Consider the following 13867-nt stretch of genomic DNA (forward strand, 5'->3'; position numbering starts at 1 on the left):
TTAGGAAAAGCAGTCTAAAATAAGGAATAATTTTTAACAATACCTTCTATCGTAGCTAATAGCTATGCATAGTGGCTTATATCGTCTGCCTTGGAAGAGTAATAGTAAGAGTATAAAGTAGAGGTATACAAATTTGAGGAGTAAACTCTTTTATCAGGAGTATTCATACTTATTGCAAATCCTTAATCTGTATCAAGAGCAAATATGCTTGTTAATGATTTGTATCTCGGTAAAGTTTAAAGTATACTCAAAAAGAGAAGCGTTTTGAGTATAATGTACTACTTTGTACAGCGGTTTATATGGTAAAGCTAGTTGGCTTCCCTTTCACTATGTAGGTAAATGCTATTTATCTACACTTCTTTTTTCTTCTATTTCTACCAGTCCTTCGCTAAAGAATGCTAAAGCTTACTCAGGCAAGTATCAGAATCACAATATGATATAGTATATATATATTGTAACTATTTTTATGATTCTAATAATTTTCTGCTTGCATGAGACCACTCATCTATTTGATGTTTTTCTTATTGAGCCTTGCCCATCTCTCGTACAGCCAGTATACAAACATCAGGTTTGAGCAGGTAAAAGCTGATCAGGAGATTGCCAGCAATGTTACCTGTATCCTTCAGGATAGCCGTGGTTTTTTGTGGTTTGGAACACGCGATGGACTCAACAAGTATGATGGCTATGAGCTAAAGATTTATACACATGATCAAGAGGATAGTAGCAGCATCGCTCATAGTATGGTAATGGATCTTGCTGAAGACAAGGAAGGGAATTTATGGATAGCAACCTGGGGAGGAGGTCTTTCAAAATATGATAGAAATAAAGATGTATTCCATAATTATCCACTAAAGGTACCAGGCTCATCAAACTATGTTGAATTGATAAGAAGAATCAGTTTAGATGATGACAAAATATGGGTAGCCTCCAGAATGCATGGTCTTTTTCTCTTCGATATTAAGACAGAACAATTCAGACACTTTGCGCATGACCCTTCTGATAAAAGTAGCTTGAGTAGCGATTTTGTTACCGAAGTTCTGCTCGATAGCGATCAAAACTTATGGGTAGGTACTTACGATAGTGGGCTTAGCCTTTACAAGCCTTCTACCGACAGCTTCCAGCACTTTACTCATGATAAAAATGATGAAAATACGCTGAGTCATAATCTGGTTTCGGCACTTTTTGAAGATAGTAAAGGTAGGGTATGGGTAGGTACCGAAGGAGGAGGTTTAAGTTTGTACAACAAGCAGTCTCAAAATTTTCGTCATTTCCGTTATGCATACAACTCTTCAAATAGTATCTCTAGTGATGTGGTTTTATGCATGGAAGAGGATGAAGATGGCCTGCTATGGATAGGTACCGAGAATGGAGGGGTAAGTATTCTAAACCCTCAAACGGAAAAATTTATCAACTATGTAGAAGATGGTAGAGCTAACTCTAGTGTAGAAAATAACTCTATTTATGATATTCATAGCGATGACAAAGGCAATATCTGGATAGGTACATTTAGCAAAGGACTTTACATCGTAAACGTAGATTACAAACAGTTTACTCACTATAAGCGAAATGTATCTTCATCCAGCCTAAGCAACAATAATGTACTTTGTATTTACGAAGACAGTAAAGAAAATTTATGGGTAGGTACCGATGGAGGAGGGTTAAACCTTTTTGACAGACAGACTGGTAATTTCAGACACTTTAAGCACGAAGCTGGCAATTACAATAGTATTGCTGGAAATCACGTACTGAAGGTACAGGAGGATCATAAAGGTGAACTTTGGATAGGTACCTGGGGTAGTGGAGTCAGTGTATACAACCCCCTAACCAATACTTTCAGGCACTTCAAGCATTCGGAGGAAGATTCAACTACAATCAGTAGTAATAATGTATGGAGTGTGTACGAAGACGCTAAACACAACATCTGGCTCGCTACCTATAGTGAGGGGCTAAACCTGTACAATCGTGAGTATGATACTTTCACCCACTTTAAGCATAACAAAGCCGACACCAGTACTATTAGTAGCAATACGGTAAATGCAGTATATGAAGACAGCAAAGGAAATTTATGGGTAGGCACCAGAGGCGGTGGGCTTAACCTTATGAATACAACAAACCACAAGTTTACGCGATATACCCATCTTGAAAAAACTAATAGTATTTCTAACAACAACACCAGCTGCATCTATGAAGACAGCCGGGGATTACTCTGGATAGGTACTGAAGAAGGACTTAACTGCTTTAATACTGATACGAAGGAGTTTACAAATATTTACCAGAAAGATGGGCTGCCACATAATTTTATCTATGGAATACTTGAAGATGAACATGCAAATTTATGGATAAGTACGAAAAAAGGTCTTTGTAGGTACAACCCTCAAAAGCACACTTTTAAAAATTATACAGTAGCAGATGGCTTGCAGGCCGATGAGTTTAGAGAAGCCTACTACAAAAGCCGCTCAGGTATGATGTATTTTGGGGGAATTAATGGCTTTAATGAGTTTCACCCAGATAGCATACAGGAGAAAGTTTATACTCCACCCCTAGTAATTACCAGATTTAAAGTTTTCAACAAAGAAGTAGAGATAGCGGCAAATGAAGAAGAAGATGCTATACTCTACAAGCATATCTCAGAAACAAATGAAATTCAGCTGGGCTACGAGCATTCGGTCTTTACCATTGACTATGCTTCACTCAACTATACGCTACCTGTAAAAAAGCAGTATGCTTACCAACTGCAAGGTTTTGATGCGGACTGGAATTATGTAGGCACCAAACATAGCAGCACATATACCAATCTTGATCCTGGCACCTACATATTCAAAGTAAAAGGTTTAGATAATCAGGGAAACTGGTCTGAGCAGTCAGCCTCTCTTAAAATTAGTATTGCTCCACCTTTCTGGCAGACCTGGTGGTTTAAGGTTGCGCTCTCCATATTAATTGTTGGCGGGTTTATGTCGTGTTTTCACATTCGGATGCGCGTAATCCACAAACAAAAGCTAATACTAGAAAAGCAGGTAAAGAAGCGCACCAAGCAGCTTGAGAAGCTTACGACTAACGAGCGAAAAGCCAGACTGGAAGCAGAAAAAGCAAAGGTAGAAGCTCAAAAAGCTAACCGCGCCAAAAGTGTATTTCTGGCTACTATGAGCCATGAGATACGAACCCCTATGAATGGCGTCATGGGTATGGCCTCTTTGCTGGAAGAGACCCCTCTTACGCAGGAGCAAATGGAGTATGCTGCTATGATCAGGAGCAGCAGTGAAACTCTGCTGGCAGTCATAAACGATATACTGGATCTTTCAAAAATAGAATCAGGCAGAATGGAATTAGATGCTCATGATTTCAATTTGAGAAATTGCCTAGAGGAGGTGATGGAGTTATTCCCGGTTAAAGTTGCAGAAAACGACTTGGACTTGATTTTGCAAATAGATAGTAAAATACCTGCTCTGGTTAACGGAGATGCATTACGTCTACGACACATTTTGATAAACCTGGTCGGTAATGCAATCAAGTTTACAGATAAGGGGGAAGTCTTTGTAGATGTTAGGTTGCTCCATGCTCATGAAGAGCATCTTGAGCTGGAGTTTGAAGTCAGAGATAGTGGTATCGGTATCCCTCAGGATAAGATAGAAAAGCTTTTTAAGGCATTTTATCAAGCCGACTCTTCTACTACCCGTCGCTACGGAGGCTCTGGATTAGGCCTGGTGATCTGTAAAAATCTGGTCAACCTGATGGATGGAGACATTGGTGTAAAAAGTAAGGAAGGAGAAGGATCTGCCTTCATTTTCAACATTAAACTAAAGAAAGGCCAGAGTGCCAACGAGAATTTAAAAACTAGGGAGGGAGAACGTATGCAAGGTAAAAGAGTATTGATTGCAGATGACAATACTAGTACAAGACAGGTACTAATGGAGCAATTAAAAGAATGGAAAATGCTTCCTGCTACGGTAAGTTCAGTGGAGCAGCTTATGACTGTCATCTCAAATGAAGAAGAGTATGATATGCTGCTGCTGGATGCAGGCATGGCCGGTATGGTAAAAATGGAAGTGATTGAGTTTCTTAAAGACTATGCAGACCGGGTACCGATTGTACTGATGGATGTAGCAGGCGATAAGCTCAGTTACGACAAAAGTTATGCGTCGGTGGTGTATAAACCTATTCGCCAACAGACTTTATATGAGCATATCATAAGCGTGTTTCAGGCTGAAAAATTGCCTGAGCGTAAGACAAAATCGCAAAGTGGTAGTTTAGGACAACAGTACCCATTGCACATTCTAGTTGCTGAAGATAACCTTATCAATCAACGACTGGCGATCAGAATTTTAGAGAAATTGGGATATCATCCGGACCTTGTTGAAAATGGGGCAGAAGCTGTAGAAAAAGCCGCGCAGCAGGAGTATGACATCATCTTTATGGATGTGCAGATGCCACAAATGGACGGGCTGGAAGCTACGCGAGAGATAAGAAAGCGGCTTAACCACCAACCAATTATCATAGCTCTTACCGCCAATGCCATGCAGGAAGACAAAGAGGCATGTCTTAATGCACAAATGAATGACTATTTGCAAAAGCCTTTTAAATTGGATGAACTCGTTAATATGCTAAAATTGTGGGCATCCAAAATTAAAAATGAGCAAAACTCATAAACAACTACACGTCCTCTAGCCTAACCTCACTTTTTCAAATATTTGCTTAAAAGTTGACTTACTGCCTCATCTCCTTTAACTGCATGCGGGGGCCAGTTAAGGTTGCTATCAAATACCAACATGCTCTGATGAGGTTCAATAGTGAGAAAGTCTTCACTAATCTCTCCATCAGCATTTAAAACTTTGTTTAGGTTTAGCTTAAGATGTCTGGCAAAAAAACGGTAAGCAGCCTTCCTTTTGTTGATTCCGTAATCATGCCCTTCGTTTTCTAAATGCACATATTCCACCAAATCACTTTTGTTGTATAGGCTGTAAATATTCTGAATGTATGGAAACTCAACTTCAGGTGTATTGCTGGTCCAGTCCTTGCCATCAGATATAAGAAGCATAGGGCGAGGAGCTGCTAAGGCTGCGATTTCTACATTATTAGATTCGTGAGAATGGCTCTGATGAATAGGTAAACCGCTCTCGCACACACAGCCTCCAAAGAAATGAGCTGATACCATTACTGTAGGTACCGAAACATCTACTCTATCATCCAAAGCACTTAGTAAAAAGGTTTGTGTGCCTCCTCCCGAAGCCCCGGTAACTCCAATATGGTTAGTATCAACCTCTACCAGACTGTACAAAAAGTCTAGCGCTCTGATACTATTGATAGTCTGTAGCACAAGCGCCTGTGGATGTTTATGAGAGCTTTGCTGGGCCTCTCCGTAGCCAATCATGTCATAAGCAAAAACTATGGCTCCCATGCGTGCCAGGCTGGCACAACGGGCCTGCATATCTTTACGGGTGCGGGCACTAGCTCCCTCTTCCTGAAAATGACCGTGCGGGGATATAATTGCTGGATAAGATTTTTCTTTTTGTAAAGGGCGGTAGATATTACCAGTTACAAAAAAGCCGGGAAGGCTTTCAAAAGCTACATTTTCTACGGTGTACCCGTCGTACTCTCTTCTTTCACGAATAATAGGTTTTAGCTCGGTTCTCTCAAAGTCAGGAGAAAGCTGAAGTCCGTTCCAAATACCCTCTCTGATAAGCTGAGCTCTTTTCTCCCAACTCGCTTTATCATGATACGTATTTGCGTAGGTTTGTAACACTTTAGCCCCTTCATCTTCAGTAAAGAAGTGACCCTGACGAAGTAGTTGCTGTTCCATCTCTTGTGCACATAACTGAAAAGTGAAGGGTGTAAGTAGGCTAAGGAGCAGTAAAGTCGTGTTTTTCATGTACTTAATATACATAAAAAATTTAGCCGGAACTGTTGGCGAGCATGATACCTTTAAAAAGAAAGGTGCTACTTTATACTTTTAAATGAAGTTTAAGTAGCACCCAAAGTTAAATGTCCTGTTTACTTAGCGTACAGAGAATCGGTATTCTGTGGTGCTGTTATAAGTCTCTCCGGGAGCTAACTCAACCGATGGAAAATTTGGCTGGTTGGGTGAGTCAGGGTAATGCTCAGTCTCCAGGCAGAAGGCTGTTCTTTGCCCATAAGCAATACCATTTTTGCCCTTAATGCTCCCATTCAGAAAATTACCAGTATAAAATTGTACGCCGGGCTCTGTAGTGTAAACTTCCATTACACGGCCAGACTGCGGTTCATATACACGCGCTGCTAGCCCCATCCCCTCTTTGTTAAGTACCCAACAGTGGTCATAGCCTTTTCCTCGTACTACCTGCTCATGTTCACTACCAATATGTTGTCCAATGGTTTTAGGTTCAGAAAAATCAAAAGGTGTATCCTTTACAGGGGCTTGCTCTCCGGTGGGTATAAGTGTTTCGTCTACTGGCACATATTGCTCAGCATTGATCATTACCTCATGGTTGAGTACTTTTTGAGTAGGGTCTCCGCTTAAGTTAAAATAGGAGTGGTTAGTAAGGTTGACTATCGTTTTTTTGTCGGTAGTAGCCTCATAAGCAATCCTTAGAGTGTTGTCCTTTGTCAGGGTATAAGTTACTTTAGTTTCCAGCTTGCCCGGATACCCCTCTTCACCATCCGGACTGGTGTAGCTAAGTATAAGCTGCTGCCCCTCTTCGGTGTTTTGCGTTACAGCATTCCATACTACTTTATCAAAACCCTTTAACCCTCCATGCAGGTGGTTTCCCATATTATTAGTGGCAAGCTCATAAGATGTGCCATCCAGGCTAAACTGTCCCTTAGCTATGCGATTACCATAGCGGCCAATCAGAGCTCCAAAGTATGGGTTGTTGTCTATATATGCCTGCAACTTATCAAAACCGAGAACTACATCATCAAATTTACCCTCGGCATCTTTTACTTTTAAGGCAGTAACGATTCCACCATAGTTAGTAATTTTGGCTTCCATTCCTTCCTCATTAATAAGAGTGTAAATATCTACCTTTTCGCCCTGAGGGCCGGTGCCAAAGCTTTCTTTCGTAATCTGAGTAGGTTCTTTAGTTTGCATATTAGAGTGTTCTTCTTGCGGTTTGGGCGACTGACAGGCTATCAGGCCCACACCAATTAAAATGATTAAATGTTTCATAGATTGAGTTGTAGTAGTGCTTATATTTATTTGTAGCTATTAGGTCTAATGCTGCTCTAAACTACAATTTTTGAGGAGTTCAACATAATGATATGATTCTAGAATATGGTACTGTAGGTCAAAACTAACAGTATTCTACTACCATTAGGTTAAAATTATCATTTTATAAGTAGTATATACTCAAGACGTGGCTGTTTAACGAGTAGCAAGGCCAAATCATCCAGCAATTCTGATAATTCGCCGAGATAGCTTAGCAACTTCATTACTTTTTTGTCAGATTTGAAGCAGTCAACGGCAAGCAGTGCACGTGAACCAAAGTTCACGAATTGTTAGCAAAAACATAATCAAAATTGCTTGAGTTAGACTTCATATTCATTTTCTATAGACTCTTAAACTAACCAAACTACATCACTTATGGAAGATTTCAATCTCATGGAATCCTTAGACTCGTTAAAAGAGCTCGCTCTACTTTATATCCCTAAGCTGCTACTAGCAGTACTCACCCTAATTATAGGACTCTGGATTATAGGTAAGTTAGTAGGTGGAATTAAAAACGCACTTACTAAAAGAGATGTGGACCCATCATTAGTCCCATTTCTGTCAGGCCTGCTTAAGGCCTTATTTATTGTTATGCTGGTGATCAGTGTAGCAAGTATGGTAGGTATAGCTACTACCTCTTTTGTAGCAGTACTGGGTGCCGCCGGTTTAGCCATAGGTTTGGCGCTTCAGGGAAGCCTGGCAAACTTTGCCGGTGGAGTACTAATACTTCTGCTCAAACCATTTAGAGTAGGAGATGTAATTGAGGCACAAGGCGTTATCGCCAGTGTTACCGAAATACAGATATTTCATACCGTGCTTAAGTCATACGACAAAAAGACAATCATCATCCCCAATGGCCCATTGTATAACGATAAAATTATTAACTATTCTACTGAGCCTAATCGTACAGTAGAGTGGGTATTTGGCGTAGGTTATGATGATGACATAGATAAAGTAAAACAAGTAATTAAAGAAGTGATCTTTACCGATGAGCGCATCATTGATAGAGATACGCCATACCTTAAACTTTCTGAAATGGCAGATAGCTCTGTCAATTTCAAAGTACGTGGTTTGGTAAGTCAGGGAGACTTCTGGGATGTATATTTTGAGAAGCTGGAGGCTATCAAGAAAGCTTTTGATGCTAACGACATCAATATTCCTTACCCACAGGTAGATGCTCATATCTTCCAGGCTAACGGAAACAATAACCCTGGCAGCAGTGCACCTAATGTATAAATAATAATGTGTGATTGATGGGCAGCGAAACCGCTGCCCTTTTTTAAAATTTGTGTTTATGAAAAAATGCTTAGGATTACTGGCGTTTCTATTCTTGCCATTTTTGCTACAGGCTCAGGATGAGAGTGCGGAAACTACTACTGCCGATACTTTGTGGCGAAAGTCAGTAGGTTTTGGTGTTAATTTTAATCAAGCCTCCTTTACAGACAATTGGTTTGGAGGGGGGATAAACTCAATGGCTTTTAACCTGCTTTTTAATGCGCAGGCCAATTACAAAAAAGGCTTATGGTCGTGGGATAATGAGGCTAACTTCCTATACGGTATTATTAAAAATAATGGGCAGGATTTTAGAAAAAGCCAGGACCGTCTCTATCTTGACTCAAAGGTGGGCTATGATGTTTCTGAATTTTGGGATGCTTACTTCGCCGCTACATTTCTTACGCAGTTTGCCCCAGGTTACCGTTACGTTGAGCAGGCTAATGGTGAAGAAGATGCACTTAAAATATCAGATTTTTTTGCCCCTGCTTTTCTCACCTTTTCGCTAGGCTTTGAGTATATACCCAATGATGAGTTCTCGTTACGACTCAGTCCTTTTTCGCCCCGTTTTACCTTCCTTGCCGATACAGATTTGTTCCTTAGTACAAAGGACGGTACTAATTATGGAGTAGACAAAGGAGAGTCTATCAGAACGGAGTGGCTCGCGGCACAAATGGTAGCAGAGTGGAATAAAGACCTTACAGAGAGTATTACCCTGCAAACGCGCTATATGCTATTTGCCAACTACGAGACCCTGAATTTTGAGCAAATAGATCATAGACTTGATGCTACGCTAAATGCAAAATTAACCAACTTTATTAATCTAAGCCTGTCAGGTATCATGATCTACGATTACGACCAGGTAGATGAGATACAGCTAAGTCAGTTCTTAGGGATAGGAATACTGCTACAGGCTAAGGGTGTTTCGGTAGAATAGTTGAGATAATCAATTGGAATGAGTGTTAGCAGAATGTGATAATCGCATTCTGCTTTTTTTGTTCGTAGAGCGCAAAATCTACTAGTAACTTACACTCCGAGCTGTTTAAACAATTTTATAGATTATGTATTTTTAAATCTATCCTGTAAAACCTTTCGTACTTAAACTGTCTGCTCTTTGACAGACTTTTCTGCTTAAATATATCTTTATTACATTCGTCATCATTTTTATTATACCCAGACTTTTAGTCTTATGGACCATAAACAAAGCTTTAAGCGCATTTACCCAAATGTTATTTTTCTGGAAAATGAAGTTAGCTCCGAACTAGAAACTTTTCTGAAAGAAAAAAAATGGATAGGAGAAGATGAGAATATTGTATCCGCCGAAAAGCCGGGAGATGGCAATATGAACTTTGTTCTTCGCCTCCTTACCAACAAGCAATCACTTATTCTTAAACAATCGCGTCCCTGGGTGCAAAAGTACCCTCAGGTAAGTGCCCCCATAGAGCGGATACATGTAGAGTACCACTTTTATCATTTCATAGCTCCTTACAAAAATGTTAACAAATACACTCCTGCGGTTATTGGTTTTGATGCCGACCAGTATTTGTTAGCATTGGAAGATCTGGGTGACGGTGCTGACTATACTTATTTGTATCAGAAAGGGCAGGCTTTGTCGGTAGATGAAATAGCAGCACTTTGCGGGCTTATATCAGTGCTTCATCAGGTAAGTGTGCCAGAAGGAGAAAAGCAGGGCTTTGATAATCAAGCCATGAAAGAACTCAATCATGAGCATATTTTCTCTTTCCCTTTTTCAATAGAAAATGGATTTGATCTGGATACAGTACAACCTGGTCTACAGCAACTCTCCCAACAGTACAAGCAAGACAAAACGCTGAAAACACAAATTGAAAAGTTGGGAGAAATTTATCTGCAAAACCATGATACACTGCTCCACGGAGACTATTACCCGGGCAGTTGGCTCAAGGTTAAACAAAAGCTTAAACTGATAGACCCTGAGTTCTCCTACTTTGGCAAAGCTGAATTTGACCTCGGAGTAATGCTGGCCCACCTCAAAATGTCTCAGCAAGAGGAGGCTGCTATTACTACAGTACTAGATTACTACCAGCAAGCTCCTGGCTTTGACGTAAATTTGATGTGGGCTTTTGCGGGTGTTGAAATTTTACGAAGACTTATAGGTCTTGCCCAACTACCCCTTAGCTTAAGTCTGGAAGAAAAGAAAGTGCTTATGCAAGAAGCAGCAAGCTTTATCCGTCAATACGAATTATAAAATAAGTGAAAAAAGTATTTCTCTCTATACTATTTATAAGCAGCCTTATAGCCTGTAATACAGAACAGATGCCCCGGCAAACTACTCAGGATACAGTCAAGGAAGTAAGTTCTTCTAAACCTGCGCTTGAGCGTGAGTTTGTGAAAGATAAAGTGCTGGGGATGCTTATTGGCTCGGCTATTGGTGATGCTATGGGTGCGCCTACCGAAATGTGGAGCCGGGAGGCTATCAGAATTGAGTATGGTTTTGTCAACGACCTGGACACTATGGTACGTGAGCCTTCAGCAGAAGGTACCTGGGTATTTAATTTGCCGGCAGGGGGTACTACAGATGATACACGCTGGAAAAAGTTTATGGGTGAGTTTTTGTTGAACCAAACAGCCTGGGCAAACTTAAATGCTCACGACTTTGCACGGCACATTATTCAACAGTATGAAAACGATATTGCAGAACTTAAAAAGACAGAAAGTTTTGACCCTGAACCTTTTGAGGTAAACGTACGAAAGCTAGCCTGGCTACAGGAGTGGGCAATGGTGGCAAAGCCATTTGTAGAAGATGACCTACAGGCATACACCTATGCTCTTAGCAAATTTTACGGTGGAGAAATGACCTGCGCCGGAATGCTTTATTCCCCTTCCATCGGTGCTTTCTATCCTGCTGCTCCCAAAAAAGCTTACGAAGAGGCCTACAGGCTTAGCTTATTTGATTTAGGTTATGCAAGAGATATTAGCGCTTTAACAGCGGCATTGGTGTCCTCTGCCATGGCCCCTGAGGCTACACCTGCTACTATTATCAATTCTGTCCGGGATATTGACCCTCAGGGGTATTTCAAAAGTCGTCTGGTAGGCAGAACAGCATACCGGCTGCTAAAAGATGCTCGCAGCATAGTCTACCAGGCCCGTCAGTTCCAAATGGATGGACTCAACACCCATAAGTTAAATATTCCCGGAGAAAAAGATACACTGGAATGGATGCAGATGCAAAAAGCTTATGAACTGTTGGACAGCAAAAACCAGGATATGCCTTTTCATGCCGGAGAAATACATCTGGTTAACCTGACTGCTTTGCTCTTCTGTGATTTTGATTTTGAAAAGAGCCTGGCATTTGTAATAAATTTTGGTAGAGATAATGATACTACAGCTGCCGTTACCGGAGCCATACTAGGCGCATATTACGGTGCCGATAGACTACCTGATAAAATGGTGAATCAAGTGCTGGAGGTAAACAAAGGTATGTTGGAAACAGATCTGGAAACCCTGGCAGAGAAGCTGACAAACAAAATTATCAATGCCTGACCTCCCAGCTTAATTCGCCTTTTCGTTAAAGGACATCGTACTATTGTTAACAAAACACCATGTATCCAAGTTGATTAATGAAATTATCTAAATCAACTTTTATGATGAACATGTACAAGGTTATATTTTTTGCGCTGCTTGTACTTATAAGTAGCTGCAGTAGACAACTCACTTTAGAGGATGTGGAAAAGAAAATAGCTGAGGCTAGAGAAGAAGTACAGGAAGCCGAAGAGGAAGCTAAAAAAGCAGTTGACCTTAGAGTAGAATTTTATAAGGACTACAAGGAAACTGAACTAAACAACCTCAGGAAAAGAAACGACGAGATAGATAGCAAACTAGATAAGCTAAGGGATACAACAGACGATACTAACTCTGTTGCTAACGCAAACATTCAGTCTGCGATTGATGAGCTTAGAGAGGAGCAAAGAAAGATAGAAAATCGTATCTCAGAAGTGGAAAATATTGAAGCCAAGGACTGGTCCAATGCGTATTCTATTATTGAAGATGCTATTTCCAGAATTAATACACAAATAGATCTGCTGGAATCAAGCCTTAACGACGAATAAAATCAGTGTTAAATAAAATAAATATCAACTTTGAGGCGGCAGGAAGAGCTTTAATTGAAGGGGGTGTAACGTTTGCCTCAAAGTTTTATTGAAATTAAGAGAATTTTTTTAGAACCTAGTAGTCTGAATTCCAGTATAAATATATACTGTTTTAAGGAACTGCATTTATGCATAAAGGACTTTTAACCATATTACTACTTACACTATTTATTCTGCCTGGCACGATGTCATCAGCTGATGCTAATGCTATGGAGAATAAGTTTGATGTAGTATATGCTGAGAGTTCTGATAAAGGTGAGGTAGATGCAGTACTATATCCTAATCCAGCTCAGGAAAATATTTTTGTTCGCCTGGACTTGGTATCCCCCTCATTAATTAACAGTTCTGACATTAATATTGAAATTAGAAGTATATTAGGTTCTTCTATGCCAATTAATATGGAGCGAATTGATGCCAGTCGCCTGAAAATTGCTACAGCAGATTATCCTTCTGGTTATTATTTATTAATAGTAAGCTGTAATGACTGTGTTGAAGGTAATAAATCAGTAAAGCAAGCCTTTAAATTTCTAAAGAAGTAGAATTTTTTTCTACTGCTTCTACTTCCAGATTAATTTCATACATATTTTCTTTATCTACGCTGGGCTTGAAAGTATAAGCATAAGCCTGCTCAGAAAAACTATACCCTTCAAATGTGCTGCTTATCGTCTTATAAGGTTCATCAGTAGGAGGTTTGGAAATCTTGTGTGAAGGAAGGTCCGGCGCTTTACGAAAATAAAAGGAGCAAAAAATGCCAGCCATAGAGCCTAGTAAGTGAGATTCCCATGAGATACTGCTATCGCCCGGCACCAAGCCTTGGACCATACCTCCATGTATGAATGCAATGGCAAGTGCTACTGCCACAGAACGTACATCTCTTCTAAAAATACCGCTAAAAAATAAAAATGCTGCAAGCCCATAGACCAAACCACTGCTGCCGATATGGTAAGCTTGTCTGGCGACTACCCATACCCAAAAACCAGTAGCAAAATAAATCCATAGAAAAACCTCGGCAGCTATTTTGTCATAAAAGTAAAAGACTGCAACCAGCAGTAAGATTAAAGGAAAGGTATTAGATAGAAGATGAAGGGCGCTGCCATGAATCAGAGGAGCTGCGAATATACCGACCAAACCAGTAATAGATCTTGGCAAGATCCCCCAGACACCAAAATCAAGAGTCATACTATCTTCTAATGCTTTGATAAACCATAACAAAAACACGAAGCCAGTAGCTATTACTACGCTTTTGCGGAATATAAATTTCTCACTATGTTTTTGAGCAATTATCAAAGAG

10 protein-coding genes are annotated in these 13867 nt (G+C 40.2%); 7 read left to right on the forward strand and 3 right to left on the reverse strand.

The genetic code is table 11. The features are described from left to right. Window positions 1-491: 491 nt before the first annotated feature. Window positions 492-4643 carry a hybrid sensor histidine kinase/response regulator gene (locus PZB74_RS09480; protein ID WP_302242354.1) on the forward strand — a complete coding sequence of 1384 codons (4152 nt, stop codon included), beginning with the start codon at window positions 492-494 and terminating at the stop codon, window positions 4641-4643. Between the two features lie 26 nt (window positions 4644-4669). On the opposite strand, the gene PZB74_RS09485 is transcribed toward PZB74_RS09480, so the two are convergent. After that, entirely contained in the window at window positions 4670-5863 is a 1194-nt protein-coding gene (locus tag PZB74_RS09485) for an alpha/beta hydrolase family protein (protein ID WP_302242355.1), read from the reverse strand. A gap of 126 nt (window positions 5864-5989) precedes the next feature. Then, the gene (locus PZB74_RS09490) at window positions 5990-7138 is read right to left on the reverse strand and encodes an aldose epimerase family protein (RefSeq protein ID WP_302242356.1); all 1149 of its coding nucleotides are present in this window, start codon (window positions 7136-7138) and stop codon (window positions 5990-5992) included. 414 nt (window positions 7139-7552) lie between these two features. Between PZB74_RS09490 and PZB74_RS09495 the strand changes: the two genes are divergently transcribed. The 6 genes from PZB74_RS09495 (at window position 7553) to PZB74_RS09520 (ending at window position 13115) form a co-directional block, all read left to right on the forward strand. Then, window positions 7553-8413: a mechanosensitive ion channel family protein gene (locus PZB74_RS09495; RefSeq protein WP_302242357.1), complete on the forward strand. Its 861-nt coding sequence runs from the start codon at window positions 7553-7555 to the stop codon at window positions 8411-8413. A 58-nt stretch (window positions 8414-8471) separates the two neighbouring features. Continuing rightward, entirely contained in the window at window positions 8472-9386 is a 915-nt protein-coding gene (locus tag PZB74_RS09500; RefSeq protein ID WP_302242358.1) for a DUF3078 domain-containing protein, read from the forward strand. Window positions 9387-9638: 252 nt separating this feature from the next. After that, window positions 9639-10676: a phosphotransferase gene (locus PZB74_RS09505; RefSeq protein ID WP_302242359.1), complete on the forward strand. Its 1038-nt coding sequence runs from the start codon at window positions 9639-9641 to the stop codon at window positions 10674-10676. A 5-nt stretch (window positions 10677-10681) separates the two neighbouring features. After that, on the forward strand, window positions 10682-11971 hold the full coding sequence (locus tag PZB74_RS09510; protein ID WP_302242360.1) for an ADP-ribosylglycohydrolase family protein: 1290 nt from the start codon (window positions 10682-10684) through the stop codon (window positions 11969-11971). Between the two features lie 182 nt (window positions 11972-12153). After that, window positions 12154-12537, forward strand: a complete 384-nt coding sequence (locus tag PZB74_RS09515; protein WP_302242361.1) for a hypothetical protein — start codon at window positions 12154-12156, stop codon at window positions 12535-12537. A 167-nt stretch (window positions 12538-12704) separates the two neighbouring features. Beyond that, entirely contained in the window at window positions 12705-13115 is a 411-nt protein-coding gene (locus PZB74_RS09520; RefSeq protein ID WP_302242362.1) for a T9SS type A sorting domain-containing protein, read from the forward strand. On the opposite strand, the gene PZB74_RS09525 is transcribed toward PZB74_RS09520, so the two are convergent. Continuing rightward, window positions 13096-13863, reverse strand: coding sequence for a rhomboid family intramembrane serine protease (locus tag PZB74_RS09525; protein ID WP_302242363.1), 768 nt, complete (start codon window positions 13861-13863; stop codon window positions 13096-13098). The two genes, PZB74_RS09520 and PZB74_RS09525, sit on opposite strands and share 20 nt — an antisense overlap. Window positions 13864-13867: the final 4 nt, after the last annotated feature.

The sequence above is a fragment of the Porifericola rhodea genome (assembly GCF_030506305.1).
Lineage (GTDB): Bacteria > Bacteroidota > Bacteroidia > Cytophagales > Cyclobacteriaceae > Catalinimonas > Catalinimonas rhodea.